This window comes from Thalassovita mangrovi (genome assembly GCF_009857745.1).
Classification (GTDB): Bacteria; Pseudomonadota; Alphaproteobacteria; order Rhodobacterales; family Rhodobacteraceae; genus Thalassobius; species Thalassobius mangrovi.
Map to the genome: position 1 here is coordinate 31,897 of NZ_WWEN01000005.1, position 20,190 is coordinate 52,086.

Consider the following 20,190-nt stretch of genomic DNA (forward strand, 5'->3'; position numbering starts at 1 on the left):
CGAAGCTCTCCGCATCGAAATGCGGCAAGATTACTCCGGATCGGTGGCGAAGATCAAACGTTCCGCGCAGGGGGCGACGCGCAGGATGTTGGTGGTGCCCGGCACGTTGAAGGGCAGCCCCGCGGTGACCAGGATCTGATCTTCCTCGGTGGCATAGCCGCGGCTGCGTGCGGCATGGGCGGCACTGACCACCGCCTGCTTGAACCGCTCCAGCTCGCCGGTCATCACGCAATCGACGCCCCAGCTCAGCGCCAGCCGCCGGGCGGTGCCGCGCAGCGAGGTCATCGCGACGATTGGCACCCGCGGCCGCTCCCGCGCGGTCAGAAGCGCCGTGGTACCCGACTGGGTGAAGCAGCAGATCGCCTTGATATGGGTGGTTTCGGCGATTTCGCGTGCGGCGGCGACGATGCCGTCGGCCACCGTGGCGCGGTCGGCCGAACGCGACGCCTCGATCACGTCGCGATAGGTTTCGTCGGCCTCGACTTCCTTGGCGACGTTGTCCATCGTGGTCACCGCCTCGATCGGGAACTGCCCGGCAGCGGATTCGGCGCTGAGCATGATCGCATCGGCGCCCTCATAGATCGCGTTGGCCACATCCGACACCTCGGCCCGGGTCGGCATCGGCGATTCGATCATCGATTCCAGCATCTGGGTGGCGACGATCACCGGCTTGGCCGCCCTGCGGCATTTGCGGATCAGCTGTTTCTGAATCGGCGGCACGTTCTGCACCGGCAATTCCACGCCCAGATCGCCGCGCGCCACCATCACCCCGTCGCTGACCGCGAGGATGTCGTCGAAGCTTTTCACCGCCGCGGGCTTTTCGATCTTCGACAGGATCGCGGCACGGCCATTGGCCAGCTTGCGCGCCTCCTCCACATCCTCAACCCGCTGGACGAAGCTCAGCGCCAGCCAGTCGATGCCCAGATCGCAGACGAATTCCAGATCGCGCCGGTCCTTCTCCGACAGCGCCGCCAGCGGCAGCACCACGTCGGGCACGTTCACCCCCTTGCGGTTGGAAATGATGCCGCCGTTGATCACCTCGCATTCGGCGAAATCGGCCCCGAAGCTCAGCACCTTGAGCCGGATCTTGCCGTCATTGACCAGCAGCGTCGCGCCGTCTTCCAGCGCCTGGAAAATCTCGGGATGCGGCAGGCAGACCCGGGTCACGTCGCCCGGCGTTTCGTCCAGGTCGAGCCGGAAGCGCGCGCCGTTTTCCAGCATCTCTTCGTCATTGGCGAAGGTGCCGACGCGCAGTTTCGGTCCCTGCAGGTCGGCGAGGATGCCGATCGGGCTGTCGAGATCCTTTTCCACCTGGCGGATGATCGCGTGGCGTTCGCGGATTTCGTCGTGGCTGCCGTGGCTCATGTTCAGGCGGAACACGTCGGCGCCCGCTTCGTGCAGCTTGCGGATCATTTCGTAATCGTTCGAAGCCGGTCCCAGCGTTGCCACGATTTTTACATTGCGAAAGCGTCTCATCTTATCCACTCGCTGCCTTGTCGTTATGTTATCGCTAACTTACCGCAATTGCGGCGCCAGAGACAATTCCATTTTGTCGCATTCTGCCGTACAGGGGCATCAAAGGAAGTGAAATTTTCATGACTTACGAACCCTACTCTATCATTGGGGCCGACCGCCCGTCACGCTGGCTGGTCACCTGCGATCATGCCGCCAACACCGTGCCGCCCTTCGTCAACGATGGCCAGCTGGGGCTGGCCAAGGGCGATATGGAACGCCACATCGCCTATGATGTCGGCGCCGCCGGGGTCACCAAAGCGCTGGCCGATGCGCTGGATGCCCCCGCGATCCTGTCGAATTTTTCCCGGCTGGTGATCGACCCCAACCGGGGCGAAGACGACCCGACCCTGCTGATGAAGCTTTACGACGGCACCATCATCCCCGCCAACCGCCACGCCGGCCCCGAAGAGCTGGAACGCCGGCTGAACGCCTGTTACCGCCCTTATCACACCGCGCTGACCGAACTGGCGGCGCGGCGCGACGATACGGTGATCCTGTCGATCCACAGCTTCACCCGGCAATTGCAGGGCCGCGACCCGCGGCCGTGGCATATCGGCGTTCTCTATGCCGCCGACAGCCGGCTGGCCAAGCCGCTGATCCGCCGGCTGGAACAGGAACACGATCTGTGCGTCGGCGAAAACGAACCCTATGGCGGCCACCTGCCCGGCGACGCCATCGCGCGCCACGCCATCGCCCATCAGCGCCTGAACGTGCTGGTGGAAATCCGCAACGATCTGATCGAGAATGAACAGCATCAGCAGGATTGGGCGCAGCGCCTTGCCCCGATGCTGCAGGAAGTACTGGACCAGACCGGGCTCTAGCCCCCGGGACCACGACGCCGCTGCCGGCGCCGGTTGAGGAGAAACACAATGGACGACCAGACCCGGATCGAAATCGAAGCCGCCGCCTTCCGCACCCTGCGCGAACACCTGATGGAAAAGCGCCCCGACGTGCAGAACATCGACCTGATGAACCTGGCCGGGTTCTGCCGCAACTGCCTGAGCCGCTGGTACCAGGAAGCCGCCGTTGAGCGCGGCATCGAGATGAGCAAGGACGAGGCACGCGAGATTTTCTACGGCATGCCCTATGACGACTGGAAGGCGCAGAACCAGACCGCAGCCAGCGCCGAGAAACAGGAAGAGTTCAAGAAAGCCTTCGCCGAGAACGTGGGCGACAAGGGCTGACACTGTCGCAACCTGCGCAACAATCCCACCGCAGAAACAAAATTGTCCTTGAATTTCGCGCCGCGACAGCGAGGACTTGATCATAAATCGCTTTATCTCATAGGTATAGGCATTGAAACTTTTAGGTGTATTCAATGCTTTTCCTTCTCGCATCCCTGCCGATGATGATCGGCCTGAGCTATGCCATCGATCTTTGGGGCGACACCCCCGAACAAGACCCGGCGCAGGCATCCGATCCTGAATTTCGCGAAACCGCGATGGGAACCGACGAAGGCGAAGAAACTCCTGCCTTCCTGGACGAAGACGGCGTGAACGACCGCGTCACGGGCACAACCGAGGCCGACAGCATCGCGCTGGCGGGCGGGGATGATCGCGTTTCAGCAGGGGACGGCGATGATACGGTATCCGGCGGGGACGGTGCGGATCGTATCCGGGCCGGCGAAGGCCAAGACGTTATCCAAGGCAACACGGGCAATGACACTATTTATGCGGACGGCCAGGACGACTGGGTCAGGGGCGGACGCGGCGATGACCTCATCTATCTCGGCAAAGGCGACGACAGCGTGTCGGCCTACACAGATATGCTCGCGGCACAACGCTATTTCGACCCGGAAAACGCGGACACTTACGACGCGCAAATCCACGCCCGGGAAGATTCGAGCGACAGTGGCGACGACACCTATTTCGGCGGATCCGGCAACGACAGCATTGAGGATGTTCTGGGCCGGGATGAAATCCATGGCGAGGAAGGCAGCGATTACCTGCTTGCCGTGGATCGTGACCTTGGCAACCCCGACACCATCTTTGGCGGCGCGGGCAGCGACACCATCGTCGGGGACGATGGCGATCTGCTCTCGGGTGGGGAAGGCCAAAATTACTTCTACATCCATTTCCGCGAAGGCGCCGAGCCGGTCACCATCACGGATTTCGATTCTGGCATTCAGAACCATTTGATCGTGCTGGACGAAAGCGACAGCCTCGGAGAAATCTCTTTCGTCCAGGACGGCGCCGACACGCTTCTTCAGTCCGGATCGACCGTTATCGCGAGGATAGAGAATTATTCGGCGGACGACATTGAAGACTGGCTGGTGGGCCTCGAACCAGCTGCGGAAACGCAATTCGATGCGGGCGGGGCCGATGATTTCCTGAACTATTCCGCGGCCCATACCGGGCAGTTTGCCCACAGCGGCTCGGGCAATGACACCGTGATCGGTGGCGACGGGGACGACAGTATCTATGCGTGGTTTGGCGATGACCTTGTCCATGGCGGCGAAGGCGATGATCGCATCGCCGGTGAAAGAGGTTTCGACACGCTGGAAGGCGGCGCTGGCGATGACACCCTTTACGGCAATAGCGGAGACGACGTCATGCGCGGTGGTGACGGGAACGATCTGCTTTCGGATGATAATGGTGAAAACATCTACGACGGCGGCGCGGGGAATGACACGATCCAAAGCGCAAACGCCACGGCCACGATCCTTGCCGGCCAGGGCGATGATTACATCGACGCGAACGATTCCTCCCCCTATCACACCCTGGCCACGGACAGCATCGACGCCGGTGACGGGGACGACACGATCGAGGCCGATGACGGCGACACTGTGACCGGCGGTGCCGGTATCGACAGCTTCACCATTGAATGGGACGAAACGGATGACGCGGCCGTCGTTTTCACCGATTTCGATCCCGCGACCGAAGTCATCGGGCTCCGCGGGCTGCCCGACACGGCCGATGCATTGACCTTCGAACAGGACGGCGCCAATGCCATCGTCCGATCGGGCGACCTGATCCTGGCTCGGTTGCAGAACACAGTGTCGGCCGACCTATCCGGCTCTAACGTCATGGTCATCGCAGGCTGATCGAAGTTCTAGGCGGTCTCCTTGAAATTGGCCGGTCTGCCCTGCTGAGCGAAGCCTCTGCACCGCGCTGGCCAATTTTCCTATTGCCACCGGCGCCCCCGCCGGGCCTTTTCATGTCACAGGTCACGTAAATCAGGGAGCTGCAGATGACCGCACAGATGGTCACGATCGAACGCGCGGAAACGCCACACGGGCACCGCATCGCCATCGTCCGCTTCGACACCGGGGCCAAGGCGAACGCCCTGTCGCAGGAACTGATGCGCCAGCTCACTGCCGCGGCGCGCACATTCGAAGGCGACGCGGACACCAACGCGATCATCCTGACCGGCCGGGCCGACCGGTTCTGCCTCGGCATGGACCTGAAGGACCCCGAATTCCGCGACGCCCCCAACCTGCCGCTGAACGAACGCCGCCAGCTGCTGCAGTTGGGCCCGCGCATGTGCAGCGCCTGGGAAGACCTGGAACCGATGACCATCTGCGCCATCGAAGGCTGGTGCGTCGGCGGCGGAGTCGCCTTGGCGGCCTCGCTGGACCTACGGGTCTGCGGCCGGTCCTCGCAATTCTATATCCCCGAAATCGAACGCGGCCTGAACATGAGCTGGGGATCGCTGCCGCGCATCGCCGGGCTGGTCGGCCCGGCCCGCGCCAAGCGGCTGGCCATCGTGGCGGAACAGATCGACGCGGGCACCGCGGCGGACTGGGGCTGGGCGGATTACATCGGCGAGGACGGCAAGGTGATGGAAACCGCCCTGTCGGTTGCCGAAAAGATCGCCGCGATGCCGCCCGTGGCGGTGCGGATGATCAAGCAGGGGATCGAGACGGCGACAAAACCGCTGAACCGGGCGGTCAGCGCGATGGACATGGACCAGTTCGCGCTGATGCAGGGATCAGAGGATCACGAAGAAGGCGTGAAATCCTTCCTTGAAGGGCGCGACGCAACATTCACTGGCAACTAGCGAACGGAAGCGTTCGGGACGGTTGTTGCCGGAAATACAGGCAAGACCTGCGCCCATCCTCGCAACAAGGACGATTTCCGTCCACCTCGTCAAATGCTGTGCTAAGCTGCCGGCATGATGCAATCCTGGCAATTCTGGGCCCTGCTTTCGGCCGTCTTCGCCGCCCTCACCGCGATCTTCGCAAAGGTCGGGGTCAACGATATCGGGTCGAACTTCGCCACCTTCCTGCGCACGCTGGTCGTGGTCGTCTTCCTGATCTGCCTGCTTTGGGCGACCGACGGGTTTCAATCCGTCTCCACCCTCAGCGCCAAGACCGCGATCTTCCTGATCCTCTCCGGCCTCGGCACCGGCGCGTCATGGCTGTGCTATTTCCGCGCCCTGAAACTGGGCCAGGCGTCCCAGGTCGCCCCCATCGACAAGCTGAGTGTTGTCTTCGTCGCCATCTTTGCGGCGCTGTTTCTGGGCGAAACCCAATCTCCACTGGGCTGGGCCGGCGTCGGGTTGATTTCGCTGGGCGCTGTTCTGGTGGCGCTGGCCTGAACGCGCAAAGCCGCACAAGTCCTGTTCACCCATGGGCCTGTGCGCAGCCTCGGCAGGCGCATACATTCATCTCAGTTGATATGAACACCTGACAGAGGCCCAAGATGACCACCCTTCCCACCTATTTCATTTCCCATGGCGGCGGCCCGTGGCCGTGGATTCCCCAGATGGCCGCCGAACTGGAACCGCTCAGCGAATCCTTCCGCGCCATGCCCGGCGAGATCGGCGAAAAGCCCAAGGCCGTCCTGATGATCTCGGGCCATTGGGAAAGCGATGAATTCGCCGTCATGCATTCGGCCCGCCCGCCGATGGTCTATGACTATTTCGGCTTCCCGCCGGAAACCTACGAAATCCAATACCCCTCCCCCGGCGCGCCGGAACTGGCCGAGGAAGTGGCGCATATGATCCATGCCGCCGGGCTGCCGACGCGGCTGGACGACGAATACGGCTATGACCACGGCACCTTCGTGCCGATGGCGGTGATGTACCCGCAGGCCGACGTGCCGCTGTTCCAGGTATCGATGCGCCACAATTACGACCCGGCGGAACATTTCGAACTGGGCCGGGCGCTGGCGCCGCTGCGCGATCGCGGCGTTCTGATCGTCGGGTCGGGGCTGAGCTTCCATAACCTGCGCATGTTCGGCCCCGGCGCCAAGACGCCCTCGACCGTGTTCGACGGCTGGCTGACCGAAACCCTGGCCCTGCCGCCGGCGGAACGCACCGCCGCTTTGCTGGAGTGGGAAAAGGCCCCGCAGGCCCGCACCTGCCACGAAAAGGAAGACCACCTGGTGCCGCTGTTCGCCGCCCTGGGTGCTGCCGAAAACGACCCCGCGACCCGGACCTATCACCAGACCGGCATTCGCGGTGGCGTAACGGCATCGAGCTTCCGCTTCGGCTGATCCCCGGCCCCGGTTTGACCGGGATCAACGCGCGCGCCCCGCGCGGCTGGCAGGCTGGGCCCATTCACAGGGTGAGGGCCAGACCATGCGCGCGATGGTGTTTGAAAAATCCGGTCAGCCACTGCGGCTGACCGAAATGGATTTGCCGGAGCCCGCCGAAGGGCAGGTGCGGATCAGGATCGAGGCCTGCGGCGTCTGCCGCACCGACCTGCATATCGTCGACGGTGAGCTGGAACATCCCAAACTGCCGCTGATTCCCGGCCACGAAATCGTCGGACGCGTCGATGCGCTCGGCCCCGGCGTCACCGGGCTGGAACCGGGTCAACGGGTCGGCGTGCCCTGGCTCGGCCATGCCTGCGGCCATTGCTATTACTGCGACCACGGGCGGGAAAACCTCTGCGACGATCCGCTGTTCACCGGCTACACGTTCGATGGCGGCTTTGCCGACTACTGCCTGGCCCATACCGATTTCATCTTCGCCCTGCCCGAAGACGCCGATCCGGTCGCCTTGGCGCCGCTGCTATGCGCCGGGCTGATCGGCTATCGCAGCTTCGTGCGAGCGGGCAAGGTCGAACGGCTCGGCCTCTACGGCTTCGGCGCGGCGGCGCATATCCTGTGCCAGATCGCCAACTGGCAGGGGATCGAGGTCTACGCCTTCACCCGCGACGGCGACGCGCAGGCACAGGATTTCGCCCGCAGGCTGGGCGCCAAGTGGGCCGGCGGATCGTCCGATCCGTCGCCGGTGGAACTGGACGCGGCGATTCTGTTCGCCCCGATCGGCGCGCTGGTGCCCCTGGCGCTGAAGGCGGTGCGCAAGGGCGGCCGGGTGGTCTGCGGCGGCATCCACATGAGCGATATTCCCAGCTTCCACTATGCCGATCTGTGGGGCGAACGCGAAATCCTGTCGGTCGCCAACCTGACCCGCGCCGATGGCGAGGCGTTCTTCCCGCTGGCGCAAAAGGCCGGGGTAAAAACCGAAACCATCCCCTACCCGCTGGAGCGGGCGAACGAGGCGCTGGACGACCTGCGCGCCGGGCGGCTGCAGGGGGCGGCGGTGCTGGTGCCATGAGCGCCCCTCCAACGAAATCACGTGCGTCATGGCGCCCAAAATGCCATGCTTTCCCCTGAAACCTAAGGGAGGTTGCCAATGCGCCCGGCAGATCAGATTGCCCAATTCGTGGCCGACGCCCTGAAAGAAGGACGAACCCGCGCCGAAATCGCCGCCGCCCTGCAGGAAGCCGGCTGGGCCCAGAACGAGGTGGCCGAGGCGCTGAACGCCTGGGCCGATACCGCTTTCATCCCGCCGGTGCCGCGCCCGCGCCCCTATGTATCGGCGCGCGAAGCGTTCCTGTACGGGCTGATGTTCCTGGCGCTCGCTATGACGGCGTGGAACATTACCACGCTCGGGTTCGAACTGATCGAACTGTGGCTGCACGACGTGACCGACCGCTATTCGCTTTACAATGTCAGCACGGTGCGCTGGTCGATTTCCGTGCTGGTGGTGTTCTTCCCGCTGTTCTTGTGGATGAACAGCCGCGCCCAGAGCGCCGCCAGGGCCGATCCCGGCAAGCGCCGTTCGGCGGTGCGCAAATGGTTCGGCTACATCACCCTGTTCCTGGCCGCACTGGCCCTGCTGGGCGATCTGATCGCGGTGATCTACGCGCTGCTCAGCGGCGACCTGACCACGCGATTCTTCGCCAAGGCGGCGCTGGTGGCGCTGACCGCCGGGCTGATCTTCCTCTATTTCCGCGGCGAAACGGCGGAGGCCGAAGATGCAAGCTGACAAGATCGCCCAAACCGCCCTGGCGGCGCTGGTCGCCGGGTTGATCGTTTTCGGTCTGCTGACGGTGGGCGGCCCCGGCAAGGGCCGGATGGAAAAGCGCGACGGCACGAGGCTGTCGGACCTGCAAAGCCTCAGCATATTCGTCCGCTGCGTCGCCGATACCCAGGACAAGACCCTGCCCGACACGCTGGCCCCGGTGGACACCTGCCAGCGCGACCTGCGACTGGCCGACCCCTATACCGGCGAGGATTACCGCTATGAACGGGTGTCCGACACGGCCTACCGGCTTTGCGCCGAGTTCGAAGACCCCGACTGGATAATAGAAACCCGTGCCGCGTCTCTCGACCGCGCCACGGGCTGCTTGCAATACACCTATACGCCCTGAGGCGATCAGATCCCCGACTTGATGCTTTCTTCGAGGTAGATCTCGCGCAGGCGCTTGGCGACCGGGCCGGGTTCGCCCGCGCCCACCTTGGCGCCGTCGATTTCCACCACCGGCATCACGAAGGTCGAGGCCGAGGTGACGAACGCCTCATCCGCGCCCTGTGCTTCCTCGATGGTGAAGGGCCGTTCCTCGACCGTCATCTGCGCTTCGCGGGCAAAGCGCAGCACTGCGGCGCGGGTGATCCCGTGCAGGATGTCGCTGGACAGGTCGCGGGTGATGATCGTGCCGCCCTTGACGATATAGGCGTTGTTCGAGGTGCCTTCGGTCACATGGCCGTCTTCGACCAGCCAGGCATCGTCGCAGCCTGCCTTCTTCGCCGCCATCTTGCCCATCGACGGGTACAGCAGCTGCACCGTCTTGATGTCGCGGCGGCCCCAGCGGATGTCTTCGATCGAGATGACCTTGAGCCCCTTTTGCGCCACCGGGTTGTTGGCCAGGCCGGGCTTGGACTGGGTGAACAGGACCAGCGTCGGCTTCACCACTTCGGGGTCGGGGAAGACGAAATCGCGGTCGCCGGCCGAGCCGCGCGACACCTGCAGGTAAATCATCCCCTCGTCGATGTCGTTCAGTTCGACCAGCTTGCGGTGAATCTCCAGCAGGTCATCGAACGCTTCGGGCTTTTCCATATCCAGCTCGTTCAGCGAGCGTTCCAGACGCGCCAGGTGTCCGTCGAAATCGATCAGCTTGCCTTCCAGCACCGAGGTCACTTCGTAAACGCCGTCGGCCATCAGGAACGACCGGTCGAAGATCGAAACCTTGGCTTCGGTTTCAGGCAGATACTCACCGTTGAGATAGACGGTACGGGTCATGGTATTTTCCTTTTGTTTCGGGCTCCGCCCGGTCCTCACTGAAAACGATCCCCCGGATCGTTTTCCGGGTATTCGTTATCCCCACAAGGCCGCGACGGGCGGGTGCACGCCGTCGGCATCGTATTGCAATGCGTTGTCGCGGTCTTCTGCCAGAAGAAGCGGCCCGTCAAGGTCCGTCACCATCGCGCCCTGCGCCACCAGCACCGCCGGCGCCATCGCCAGCGAACTGCCGACCATGCAGCCGACCATGACATCGTAGCCCTCCGCCAGCGCATCGTTGCGCAGCATCAGCGCCTCGGTCAGACCGCCGGTCTTGTCCAGCTTGATGTTGACCACGTCGTATTTGCCCTTCAGCCCGGGCAGCGAGGCGCGGTCGTGGCAGCTTTCATCGGCGCAGACCGGCACCGGGCGTTCCATCCCCAGCAGCGCATCGTCCTGCGAGGCCGGCAGCGGCTGTTCGACCAGCGCCACGCCCAGCCGCACCAGATGCGGCGCCAGGTCCTTGTAGACCTCGGCGCTCCAGCCCTCGTTGGCGTCGATGATGATTTTCGATTTCGGCGCACCGGCGCGCACCGCTTCCAGCCGCGGCATGTCGTCCGGCGTGCCCAGCTTGATCTTCAGCAGCGGCCGGAAGGCGTTCTTCTCGGCCTGCGCCTGCATCGCGGCGGGTTCGTCCAGCGACAGGGTGTAGGCGGTGATTTCCGGCTTCGGCGCGGGCAGTCCGGCCAATTCCCAGACCCGCTTGCCCGCTTTCTTCGCTTCCCAGTCCCACAGGGCGCAATCGACCGCGTTGCGCGCGGCCCCGGCCGGCAGCAGGTTCTGCAGCGCCTCGCGGCCCACTTCGGACGGCAGGCCAAGGATTTCCTCGGTCACGCTGTCCAGGGTTTCGTCATAGCGCGCATACGGCACGCATTCGCCCCAGCCGGTGATCCCGTCGCGGGTCACCTTCACCGTCAGAACCTGCGCCTCGGTCCGTGCGCCCCGGCTGATCCGGAACACCTGCGCCAGTGGAAACACATCCTTTTCTACGGTGATCGACACGTGCCTGCCCCTTCTTCTTGGTCTAAATACTCAAACAAGCGGGGCGCCCGCCAGGGACGCCCCACAAGATTTCAATCAGATCGCCGCCAGCGCGTCCACCAGCTTGCCCGCGCCGAAGCGGAACGGGTCGGTGGCGGGCAGGCCCAGATCGGCCTCGACCTTGGCGAGATAGGCCTTGGCCTCGTCCTCGGTCATGTGCTGGGTGTTGATCGCGTAACCAATGACCTTGGCATCGGGATTGGCGACCTGCGCCAGCGAGGTCGCCATGTCGCGCACCGCTTCCAGCGAAGGCAGCTTGTAGCCCGGCAGGCCGCGCATATGTTCGCGGGTCGGTTCGTGGCAGACCACCAGCGCATCGGGCTGACCGCCATGCACCAGCGCCATCGTCACGCCGGAATAGGACACGTGGAACAGGCTGCCCTGCCCCTCGATGATGTCCCAGTGGTCCTCATCGGCGTCGGGGGTGATGTATTCCACCGACCCGGCCATGAAATCGGCCACCACGGCATCCAGAGGCACGCCGTTGCCGGTGATCAGGATCCCGGTCTGGCCGGTGGCGCGGAAATCGGCCTTCATGCCGCGTTCGCGCATTTCCTTTTCGATGCACAGGGCGGTGTACATCTTGCCCACCGAACAATCGGTGCCCACCGCCAGCAGCCGCTTGCCGGTCCGCTTGACGCCATTGGCGATCGGGTAATCCACCTCCGGCACCCGCACGTCATGCAGCGCCCGGCCGGTCGCTTCGGCCACCGCCACCAGGTCGGCTTCGTCGCGCAGCAGGTTATGCAGCCCGCTGGCCAGGTCGAAGCCTTCTTCCAGCGCCTGCACCAGGACCTTTTTCCAGGCCGGGCTGATGATGCCGCCGCGGTTGGCCACGCCGATCACCAGCGTCTTGGCGCCGGCGGCCTTGGCCTCTTCCAGCGTCATGTCGGTCAGGCCCATGTCGGCCTTGCAGCCGTCCATGCGGAACTGGCCGACGGCGAATTCCGGGCGCCAGTCCTTGATGCCTTGCGCCACTTTCGCGGCCAGTTGGTCGGGGGCATCGCCCAGGAACAGAAGATAGGGGGTCTGAATCATCGTTTCGGCCTCTCATTCACTTGTTAACGCTCATTGTCGGGGTTCGCGGCGGGATTGCTTTGCGAAATTGGCGGCGCAGCGATCCGTTACGCAAGATTTTCCCACATTTTTCTATTTTGTCGAATTTTCTCCTGACCAGAGATGGAACATCCGCATGATCCACCATCCCGGCGCAGACCATGCCGCAGCTGCAAAATGAACTTGCGAAACGCCGCGCAATTTCATAACTCTCAAGGCGACAATTTCGCAATTTCGTTACCCGAAGGATCATGCCATGAGTTTCCGCATTCAGCCCGCCGCGCCTGCCCGCCCGAACCGCTGCCAGCTGTTCGGCCCGGCCTCCAACACCAAGCTGTTCGCCAAGATGGCGGCCTCGGCGGCGGACGTGATCAATATCGACCTGGAAGATTCGGTGGCGCCCAGCGACAAGGACATGGCCCGCGCCAACGCGATCGAGGCGATCAATACCGTCGATTGGGGCAATAAATACCTCAGCGTCCGGATCAACGGGCTCGACACGCCCTATTGGTACCGCGACGTGGTCGACCTGCTGGAACAATGCGGCGACCGGCTCGACCAGATCATGATCCCGAAAGTAGGCTGCGCCGAAGACGTCTATGCGGTCGACGCGCTGGCTACCGCGATCGAACGCGCCAAGGGCCGGACCAAGCCGATCAGCTTCGAGGTGATCATCGAATCCGCCGCCGGCATCGCCCATGTCGAAGCCATCGCCGCCGCGTCCCCCCGCCTGCAGGCGATGAGCCTCGGCGCGGCCGATTTCGCCGCCTCGATGGGGATGCAGACCACCGGCATCGGCGGCACCCAGGAAAACTACTACATGCTGCACGAGGGCGCGAAACACTGGTCCGACCCGTGGCACTGGGCACAGACCGCCATCGTCGCCGCCTGCCGCACCCATGGCATCCTGCCGGTCGACGGCCCGTTCGGCGATTTCTCCGACGACGAGGGCTTCATCGCCCAGGCGAAACGCTCCGCGACGCTGGGCATGGTCGGCAAATGGGCGATCCACCCGAAACAGATCGCGCTCGCCAACGAGGTCTTCACTCCGTCCGAGGAAGCCGTCAACGAGGCGCGCGAAATCCTCGCCGCGATGGAAGAGGCCAAGGCCAAGGGCGAAGGCGCCACCGTCTACAAGGGCCGGCTGGTCGATATCGCCAGCATCAAGCAGGCCGAGGTCATCGTCGCCCAGGCCGACCTGATCGCCAACAGCTGATCCATGAACAAGAAGCGTCGCCCCATACCCGGGCGCCGCTTCCCGCTTCTTCTTTTCACAAATATCCCGGGGGGGCGAGGAACGCCTGGAAATTGATCCTGTGAATCAATTTCAGTGACGAGCGCGCAAAGCGTGACGGGGGCAGCGCCCCCCCCTGCTTCGCCGCTAAGCGAAGCGCATCAAGCGTGGCACAGCCTCACACTTCGGATCAGCCCTCTCCCAGCCCGTCCCGAAATTCCGCCAGCGCCCCCGGGTACAGGCGCTCCACCGCCTCTTCGCTGATCCGCCCACCATCCGCATTCCAGCACGACACCCCGTCAGGCCCCTGCAGCAGGAACGCCACCGGCGCCTTCTCCCCGGAAAAGAACACCCCAGCCCCCAGCGCGGCACCCCGCACCCACCGGGCGCTGATCGCCGCCACGCGGCCCTGCGGCAGCCGGACAAATTCGATATCGTATGCGATCATCGCACCGGCCCGAACGCCCGCCAGGCAAAGCGCAGAATCGGCGGCAGCAGCGCGATCGGCGTGATCCGCAACGCCGCCCGCAACCGGCCGTCCAGACAGGCCTCATTGAAATCGGGCTTCAGCGCGATACTCACCCGCCGCGTCGGCAGGCCATAGAGGAGTGGCGACACCATCCCGAAAACTGCCCCGGTATCGGCGGGATCGCCGGTCCCGAAGCGGCCGTTGAGCCGGAATTCCTCCAACTCGATCTGCCGCAGCAGACCGCGCAGCAGCGCCGGAACCTCGCCCGCCATGCGCGCCGATCCCTTTCCGCGCCACGCCTTCCGGCGCTTCGGTTCCTTCCGGGGCTTCTTCTCGCGCGGTTTTCCCGGCTTCGCGCTGTCATAGATCGTCAGCGCGGGGATCGCCCCGCCCAACAGTCCGATGGTCAAGCGCAACCGCGCCGCCGCGCCAATCTCGCCGGTCATGGCGAAACGTACCGGCAACGCGGCCAGCGCCAGTATCGCCAGCAGCAAGGCCAGCAATAGGAAAAGCAGAATCTGGACGGCCAGCCACATGGCCCCGATCACGTCTCGGTGCCGGCCTTGCCCTGCCCGGACAGTTTCGATCCCGCCACCTTCGATGCGGCGTCGATCAGGATTTCGGCCACGTTGGACACCGTACCCTTGATCGCCTCGACCCGCGCGCCTTCGCCATCAAAGACGATCGCGCCCACCGGCTTGATGCCGCCGCCCGCGCCGGTGCCGGCGCCGCCGCCCGATTTGGCATCCTCGCCGCCCGCGGCGCCGAAGCCGAAACCGTAGCTGACAATCGGAATCACCGTCGCGCCTTCGCGGTCGATCGGTTCGCCCAGCACGTTGCGCGCGTTCAGCAGCCTGTCGAGCTCCTCGACCGTTCCCTTCAATAGCTTTTCAACATCTTGCATCCGAAATCTCCCATCGCGGGCTCACCCCGCCGCCCGAGAGATCGCGCAGCACGGCACACGCGGCCATGATCTGAATCACGGACGGAGCGGGATCGGGGCGATTCGGCAGCAAATCCGTTCAGGCGCGTTCGTCCTTGGGCGATTCCATCACCACGTAGGTGGTGATCGAATTCACCTGCGGCAGGGTGCCCAGAACATCGGTATGAAAGCGTTTGAAATCGGCCAGGTCGCGCACCTCGATGCGCAGCAGGTATTCGATGGAACCGGTGATGTTGTGGCATTCGCGCACTTCCGGTGACCGCGATACCGAACGCTCAAAAGCTTCCTGGCTGTCCTTGGTATGCTGGCTCAGCCCCACCGCGATATAGGCGGTGAACCCGCCGCCCCGCGCCGCCGGGTCGATCACCGCGCGATAGCCCTTGATCACGCCGCTGCGTTCCAGCTCTTGCACCCGGCGCAGACAGGCCGAAGGCGACAGCCCGACCCGTTCGGCCAGGTCGAGATTGCTGATCCGCCCATCCTCGGACAGGACGCGCAATATCTTTTGGTTTATATCGTCCATATTCGTCATTAATTGCGAAACTAAACACCACGCGCATCAAAACGCAATTTCAATGCGGGTCGATCCGAATAATTTTGCCCCATGACCTACGAATTGCTCACCGGCCTTGCCGCCTTCGCCTTCGCTTCCTCGATCACGCCGGGGCCCAACAACATGATGTTGCTGGCCTCGGGCGCCAATTTCGGCTTTCGCCGCTCGATCCCGCATATGCTGGGGATCGGTATCGGCTTTACCCTGATGATCGTGCTGGTCGGGATCGGGCTGATCGGCCTGTTCGACGCTTTCCCGCTCAGCCACACGATCCTAAAATTTGCCGGTGTCGGATACCTGCTGTGGCTGGCATGGAAAATCGCCAATGCCGGCATGCCCAAGGCTGGCAGCAATGCCCGCCCGATGAATTTCCTGCAGGCGGCGGCGTTCCAATGGGTCAATCCCAAGGCATGGCAGATGGCGCTGACCGCGATCACGCTTTACGCGCCGGACCGGTCGATCTGGGCGATCGGCTTCGTGGCGGGGGTGTTCGGGCTGATCAACCTGCCCTCGGTCAGCACCTGGACTGTACTGGGCCAGCAGATGCAGCGGGTGCTGTCCTCGCCGCTCCGGCTGCGCAGCTTCAACATCTTCATGGCGCTGTTGCTGGTGGCCTCGCTGATCCCGGTGCTTTACCCTGGCGTGTTGTGACCCTGACCCTGATCCATACCGCCGAGGCGCACCGCGCCACCTTCGACCGCCTGCGCGAAAGCATCGCGCCGGGCACGGCGCTTCACCATGTCGTGCGAGAAGACTGGCTGGCCCGGGCGCAGGGTGGGATCGACGACGATCTGGCGCGGGAAATCACCGAAGCGATCGCTGCGGCGGACGGCCCGGTTCTGTGCAGCTGCACCACGCTGGGCCCGGTGGCGGAAACTGCGGGCGCCTTGAGGATCGATCAGCCGATGATGCGGGAAGCCGCGCAAAGCGGTGGCCGGGTGCTGATGGTCTATTGCCTGCAATCGACCGAAGCGCCCAGCCTGTCGCTGCTGCGGCGCGAAATGGACCGGGCCGGGAATGACAGTGGAATAGAGCTGCTGTTCCTCGGCCAGTACTGGCCGCTTTTCGAGGCGGGCAGGACAGAGGACTTCGCCGTCGCTATCGCCACCACTGTTCGCGAAGCCACCGCAGACCGCGACGACCTCGGCGCGGTGGTGCTGGCGCAGGCCTCGATGGCAACGGCAGCGGAGCGGTTGACCGACCTGAACACCCCGGTCCTCGCCTCGCCCGAGCTGGCCTTGCGGGCGGCGCTGGCGCGGATCACGCCGGCCTGACCGGCTGTCGCAGGATCGTCTTCAGCTTCTCCGGCGCCACCCGGCGCGGATCGGACAGGTAGATTTCGTGGTGATGCCCGCCGAAGGTCAGCCCCATCCCCGGCATCACCTCGTGATGCAGCGCGGCCAGAACCGGTGCCTCGTCTGCATAAGACCCGACATGCAACGTCTGCAGGCAGTCGCCCTCCTCGTAGCGCCACAGCCCGACCCCTTCGACATGATCCGCGTCCGTCGCGCTGTCCCTGGCCTTGGCCAACTTCGCCAACACCTTCAGGCGCGCCGCGTCCAGCATGTCTTCGCTCACGCCTTCGGGCATCCGCAATATCGCCTTCCAGCGCCAGTTCGCCCGGTCGCCCTTGACGAAAGCCTCCATGTCGTCGGCCCACCACAGCGCCTCCAGCGGCGGCACGGTGAAATCCTGCCCCGCCGCCTTGCAGGCAAACTTGACCGCATAGGCCAGCGGATAGAGCGCCGCGACGGCGGCGGCATATTCTGCCCCGCCCGGATCGCCCTGCCCTTCAATGGCCAGAAACAGCATCGGCGGCACCACCATCCGGTCCCAACGCCCCTGCTTACCGCTGTAAAACGCCTTGTCGGTCTTCTTGAAATCGAGCTTGTCCATCGCATCCCTCCGCCGCGCCAGACCAATCAACCCAATTAAACCCGGCCCGGCCGCCCGCCGCCTTGCGCCCGATCAATAAGCATTGCCAGTTGCATCCGGGCCCAGTCGCAGCCATATAACCAGCCAGTAAAGGCTGGAGAGTGACACCCGATGACCAACTACCTCGACTTTGAACGCCCGCTTGCCGAAATCGAAGGCAAGGCCGAGGAACTGCGCGCCATGGCGCGGCAGAACGAGGAAATGGATATCGAAGCCGAAGCCGCGGCGCTGGACAGGAAAGCGGCCGACCTGCTGAAGGATCTCTACAAGAACCTGACGCCCTGGCGGAAATGCCAGGTGGCGCGCCATGCCGACCGGCCCCATTGCAAGGATTACATCGAGGCGCTGTTCACCGAATACACCCCGCTGGCGGGCGACCGGAACTTCGCCGACGATCACGCGGTGATGGGCGGTCTGGCGCGGTTCAACGACCAGCCGGTGATCGTGCTGGGCCAGGAAAAGGGCCACGACACCAAAAGCCGGATCGAACGCAATTTCGGCATGGCCCGGCCCGAAGGGTATCGCAAGGCCGTGCGCCTGATGGAAATGGCGGAAAAATTCGGCCTGCCGGTGATCACGCTGGTGGATACGTCCGGCGCCTATCCCGGCAAGGGCGCCGAGGAACGCGGCCAGTCCGAGGCGATCGCGCGCTCGACCGAAAAATGCCTGCAGATCGGCGTGCCGGTGATTTCGGTGATCATCGGCGAAGGCGGATCGGGCGGCGCTGTCGCCTTCGCCACCGCCGACCGGCTGGCGATGCTGGAACATTCTGTCTATTCGGTGATCAGCCCCGAAGGCTGCGCCTCGATCCTGTGGAAGGATTCGGGCAAGATGCGCGAAGCGGCCGAGGCGCTGCGCCTGACCGCGCAGGACCTGAAGAAACTGGGCGTTGCCGACCGCGTCATCGACGAACCGCTGGGCGGCGCGCATCGCGACCGCGAAGCGGCGATGCAGGCGGTGGGCGATGCGATTGGCAAGATGCTGGGCGAACTGTCCGGCAAATCCGCCAAGAAGCTGGTCAGCGACCGGCGCAAGAAATTCCTCGACATGGGATCGAAGGGCCTGGCGGCCTGATCCGGGCCTTGCCCTGACCGAGCGAGATCAACGAAAAACGCCGCCCTTTGGGGCGGCGTTTCTGTTTCAGCTTTCGCTTAGACCCACTTGGCCATTGGCGGCAGGCTCATCAGCACCGCGTTGGCGTCATGGCCGGTTTCCAGTCCGAACTTGGTGCCCCGGTCATAGACCAGGTTATATTCGGCATAGAGACCGCGATGGATCAGCTGGGTGTCCTTGTCGGCCTCGGTCCAGGGCGTGTTGCGGCGCTTTTCGGTGATCGGCACGAAGGCCGGCAGGAAGGCGCGCCCGACATCCTGGATGAAGGCGAAATCCGCTTCCCAGTCGCCGGTATTGTGATCGTCGAGGAAGATGCCGCCGACCCCGCGCGTCCGCTTGCGGTGCGGGATGTAGAAATACTCGTCCGCCCAGGCCTTGAAGCGCGGGTAATAGGACGGGTCGTGGCGGTCGCAATGCTCCTTCTGAACGGCGTGAAAATGCGCCGTATCCTCATCATATTCGATGCAGGGGTTCAGGTCGGACCCGCCGCCGAACCACCAGGCATGCGGGGTCCAGAACATCCGGGTGTTCATGTGAACGGCGGGCGTGTGCGGGTTCTGCATATGCGCGACCAGCGAAATGCCCGACGCCCAGAATCGCGGATCGTCCTTCATCCCCGGGATGCCCTTGCGCGCGGCCATCGCCGCCTGCGCCCTTTCGCCCAGTTCGCCGTAAACCGTGGACACGTTGACGCCGACCTTTTCGAACACCCGGCCGCCGCGCATCACGCTCATCAGCCCGCCGCCCGCATCCGATCCGTCCGCCGATTCCCGCTTGGTTTCGGTCACTTCGAACCGGCCCGCCGGTTGGTCGGCGAAGGGGCCTTCGGTCTGGCTGTCCTCCAGCGCTTCGAAAGCGGCGACGATATCGTCGCGCAATTGCCGGAACCAGGCGCTCGCGCGCTGTTTTTGTTCTGCGAATTCTTCGGTCATGGGACCCTCTCCCTCTCTTCCGAGGTGGTTTAGCAGCCCGCACAGCCGGGGGCCACCGTCACGATGGCGCAGGGATCAATGCGCCGAGGCCGAGACCGGGTCGATCAGGGTGCGGCCGCCGTCCAGCGTCAGGATCTGCCCGGTCATGAAGCCCGAGGCTTCCGAGGACAGGTATTGCGCCGCATGGGCCAGTTCGGTCGGCGCAGCGATCCGGCCCAGCGGCGTGTGTTTTTCGATCTCGCCCCGGTAATCGGTGTGATCGCGCAGCGTATCCTTCAGGCTGTTGGACATCACCGACCCGAAGGCCAGCCCGTTGACCCGAATCCGGTGCGGCGCCAGCGCCACGGCCAGCGACCGGGTCATCTGATCCAAAGCCGCGGTGGACACCGAATAGGCCAGCAGGTCGGGCGAGGTGCGGCGCGCCGCGATGCAGGACAGGTTGACGATGGTGCCGGCGGTGCCTTCGCCGTTGCCATTGGCCTGCTTGATCATCCGCTTGGCGACCATCTGCGACAGCCGCAAGGATGTCAGCAGGTTCTGCTGCAGCATGGTTTCCACCGCGTCATCATCGGCGTTCAGCGGATCGGCAGCGATGATCTGGCGCGAGGCGTTGACTAGGATATCGACGCTGTCGAACGCGTCCAGCGTCGCCGACAGCAGGTTCGCCAGGGTCAGCTTTTCGCGCAGGTCCCCGGCGAAATAGCGATGCGCGTTGCCTTCCTCGTTCGGGCCCAGTTCCCGGACCAGGTTTTCCTCGTCCATGTCGGCGAACATGACGTTGGCGCCCTTGCCGATGAAATGGCGGCCGATCGCCAGACCGATGCCGTTGGCGCCACCTGTCACAATGGCTGTCTTTCCCGAAATGGCAAAGCTCATGCGCGAAGC

At 64.2% G+C, this 20,190-nt stretch carries 24 protein-coding genes; 13 read left to right on the forward strand and 11 right to left on the reverse strand.

Annotation, left to right across the window (positions count from 1 at the left end; genetic code table 11):
* Positions 1–30: 30 nt before the first annotated feature.
* Positions 31–1,476, reverse strand: a complete 1,446-nt coding sequence (gene pyk / locus GR167_RS12340) for a pyruvate kinase (RefSeq protein ID WP_160973898.1) — start codon at positions 1,474–1,476, stop codon at positions 31–33.
* Positions 1,477–1,595: 119 nt separating this feature from the next.
* Between pyk and GR167_RS12345 the strand changes: the two genes are divergently transcribed.
* The 9 genes from GR167_RS12345 to GR167_RS12385 all read left to right on the forward strand — a co-directional run bounded on the left by GR167_RS12345 (position 1,596) and on the right by GR167_RS12385 (position 9,121).
* On the forward strand, positions 1,596–2,336 hold the full coding sequence (locus GR167_RS12345) for an N-formylglutamate amidohydrolase (RefSeq protein WP_160973899.1): 741 nt from the start codon (positions 1,596–1,598) through the stop codon (positions 2,334–2,336).
* A gap of 48 nt (positions 2,337–2,384) precedes the next feature.
* Positions 2,385–2,699 carry a DUF1244 domain-containing protein gene (locus tag GR167_RS12350; RefSeq protein WP_160973900.1) on the forward strand — a complete coding sequence of 105 codons (315 nt, stop codon included), beginning with the start codon at positions 2,385–2,387 and terminating at the stop codon, positions 2,697–2,699.
* Between the two features lie 134 nt (positions 2,700–2,833).
* A complete protein-coding gene (locus tag GR167_RS12355) occupies positions 2,834–4,558 on the forward strand; it encodes a calcium-binding protein (protein ID WP_160973901.1) in 1,725 nt (574 codons plus the stop codon).
* A 146-nt stretch (positions 4,559–4,704) separates the two neighbouring features.
* A complete protein-coding gene (locus GR167_RS12360; protein ID WP_212769950.1) occupies positions 4,705–5,514 on the forward strand; it encodes an enoyl-CoA hydratase/isomerase family protein in 810 nt (269 codons plus the stop codon).
* 114 nt (positions 5,515–5,628) lie between these two features.
* On the forward strand, positions 5,629–6,054 hold the full coding sequence (locus tag GR167_RS12365; protein ID WP_160973902.1) for an EamA family transporter: 426 nt from the start codon (positions 5,629–5,631) through the stop codon (positions 6,052–6,054).
* Between the two features lie 104 nt (positions 6,055–6,158).
* Positions 6,159–6,953: a DODA-type extradiol aromatic ring-opening family dioxygenase gene (locus GR167_RS12370; RefSeq protein WP_160973903.1), complete on the forward strand. Its 795-nt coding sequence runs from the start codon at positions 6,159–6,161 to the stop codon at positions 6,951–6,953.
* 94 nt (positions 6,954–7,047) lie between these two features.
* The gene (locus GR167_RS12375) at positions 7,048–8,022 is read left to right on the forward strand and encodes a zinc-dependent alcohol dehydrogenase family protein (RefSeq protein WP_268894240.1); all 975 of its coding nucleotides are present in this window, start codon (positions 7,048–7,050) and stop codon (positions 8,020–8,022) included.
* Positions 8,023–8,100: 78 nt separating this feature from the next.
* Positions 8,101–8,736, forward strand: coding sequence for a DUF5671 domain-containing protein (locus tag GR167_RS12380; RefSeq protein ID WP_160973905.1), 636 nt, complete (start codon positions 8,101–8,103; stop codon positions 8,734–8,736).
* Positions 8,726–9,121: a hypothetical protein gene (locus GR167_RS12385; protein WP_160973906.1), complete on the forward strand. Its 396-nt coding sequence runs from the start codon at positions 8,726–8,728 to the stop codon at positions 9,119–9,121. The genes GR167_RS12380 and GR167_RS12385 overlap by 11 nt, the downstream gene beginning before the upstream one ends.
* 5 nt (positions 9,122–9,126) lie before the next feature.
* On the opposite strand, the gene GR167_RS12390 is transcribed toward GR167_RS12385, so the two are convergent.
* From GR167_RS12390 to dgcN, 3 genes are all read right to left on the reverse strand, one after another.
* Positions 9,127–9,990 (reverse strand): D-amino-acid transaminase, encoded by an 864-nt coding sequence (locus GR167_RS12390; RefSeq protein WP_160973907.1) that lies wholly within the window; start codon positions 9,988–9,990, stop codon positions 9,127–9,129.
* A 75-nt stretch (positions 9,991–10,065) separates the two neighbouring features.
* Positions 10,066–11,031: an N-acetyl-D-Glu racemase DgcA gene (gene dgcA / locus GR167_RS12395; RefSeq protein WP_160973908.1), complete on the reverse strand. Its 966-nt coding sequence runs from the start codon at positions 11,029–11,031 to the stop codon at positions 10,066–10,068.
* A gap of 75 nt (positions 11,032–11,106) precedes the next feature.
* Positions 11,107–12,108 carry an N-acetyltransferase DgcN gene (dgcN, locus tag GR167_RS12400; protein WP_160973909.1) on the reverse strand — a complete coding sequence of 334 codons (1,002 nt, stop codon included), beginning with the start codon at positions 12,106–12,108 and terminating at the stop codon, positions 11,107–11,109.
* Positions 12,109–12,382: 274 nt separating this feature from the next.
* On the opposite strand from dgcN, the gene GR167_RS12405 reads away from it, so the two are divergent.
* Positions 12,383–13,342 carry an L-malyl-CoA/beta-methylmalyl-CoA lyase gene (locus tag GR167_RS12405; protein WP_160973910.1) on the forward strand — a complete coding sequence of 320 codons (960 nt, stop codon included), beginning with the start codon at positions 12,383–12,385 and terminating at the stop codon, positions 13,340–13,342.
* 208 nt (positions 13,343–13,550) lie between these two features.
* Here GR167_RS12405 and GR167_RS12410 read toward each other — a convergent pair whose 3' ends face one another.
* The 4 genes from GR167_RS12410 to GR167_RS12425 form a co-directional block, all read right to left on the reverse strand.
* The gene (locus GR167_RS12410; protein ID WP_160973911.1) at positions 13,551–13,808 is read right to left on the reverse strand and encodes a hypothetical protein; all 258 of its coding nucleotides are present in this window, start codon (positions 13,806–13,808) and stop codon (positions 13,551–13,553) included.
* Complete coding sequence (locus tag GR167_RS12415) at positions 13,805–14,365, reverse strand: DUF2953 domain-containing protein (RefSeq protein ID WP_160973912.1); 561 nt, start codon at positions 14,363–14,365, stop codon at positions 13,805–13,807. The genes GR167_RS12410 and GR167_RS12415 overlap by 4 nt, the downstream gene beginning before the upstream one ends.
* Before the next feature lie 8 nt (positions 14,366–14,373).
* Positions 14,374–14,733: a GerW family sporulation protein gene (locus GR167_RS12420; protein ID WP_160973913.1), complete on the reverse strand. Its 360-nt coding sequence runs from the start codon at positions 14,731–14,733 to the stop codon at positions 14,374–14,376.
* Between the two features lie 118 nt (positions 14,734–14,851).
* The gene (locus GR167_RS12425) at positions 14,852–15,304 is read right to left on the reverse strand and encodes an Lrp/AsnC family transcriptional regulator (RefSeq protein ID WP_160973914.1); all 453 of its coding nucleotides are present in this window, start codon (positions 15,302–15,304) and stop codon (positions 14,852–14,854) included.
* Between the two features lie 72 nt (positions 15,305–15,376).
* On the opposite strand from GR167_RS12425, the gene GR167_RS12430 reads away from it, so the two are divergent.
* A complete protein-coding gene (locus GR167_RS12430; protein ID WP_160973915.1) occupies positions 15,377–15,976 on the forward strand; it encodes a LysE family translocator in 600 nt (199 codons plus the stop codon).
* Positions 15,973–16,599, forward strand: coding sequence for a hypothetical protein (locus GR167_RS12435; protein WP_160973916.1), 627 nt, complete (start codon positions 15,973–15,975; stop codon positions 16,597–16,599). Before GR167_RS12430 ends, GR167_RS12435 begins: the two co-directional genes overlap by 4 nt.
* On the opposite strand, the gene GR167_RS12440 is transcribed toward GR167_RS12435, so the two are convergent.
* Positions 16,586–17,221, reverse strand: a complete 636-nt coding sequence (locus tag GR167_RS12440) for a GyrI-like domain-containing protein (RefSeq protein ID WP_160973918.1) — start codon at positions 17,219–17,221, stop codon at positions 16,586–16,588. The genes GR167_RS12435 and GR167_RS12440 overlap by 14 nt on opposite strands.
* A gap of 150 nt (positions 17,222–17,371) precedes the next feature.
* Here GR167_RS12440 and GR167_RS12445 point away from each other — a divergent pair, with 150 nt between their 5' ends.
* Positions 17,372–18,334 carry an acetyl-CoA carboxylase carboxyltransferase subunit alpha gene (locus GR167_RS12445; protein WP_160973920.1) on the forward strand — a complete coding sequence of 321 codons (963 nt, stop codon included), beginning with the start codon at positions 17,372–17,374 and terminating at the stop codon, positions 18,332–18,334.
* Positions 18,335–18,411: 77 nt separating this feature from the next.
* Here the strand turns inward: GR167_RS12445 and hemF are convergent, their stop codons facing one another.
* Together hemF and GR167_RS12455 are read right to left on the reverse strand one after the other, a co-directional pair.
* Positions 18,412–19,305, reverse strand: a complete 894-nt coding sequence (gene hemF, locus GR167_RS12450; protein ID WP_160973922.1) for an oxygen-dependent coproporphyrinogen oxidase — start codon at positions 19,303–19,305, stop codon at positions 18,412–18,414.
* A 75-nt stretch (positions 19,306–19,380) separates the two neighbouring features.
* A complete protein-coding gene (locus tag GR167_RS12455) occupies positions 19,381–20,181 on the reverse strand; it encodes an SDR family NAD(P)-dependent oxidoreductase (protein ID WP_160973924.1) in 801 nt (266 codons plus the stop codon).
* Positions 20,182–20,190 lie beyond the last annotated feature (9 nt).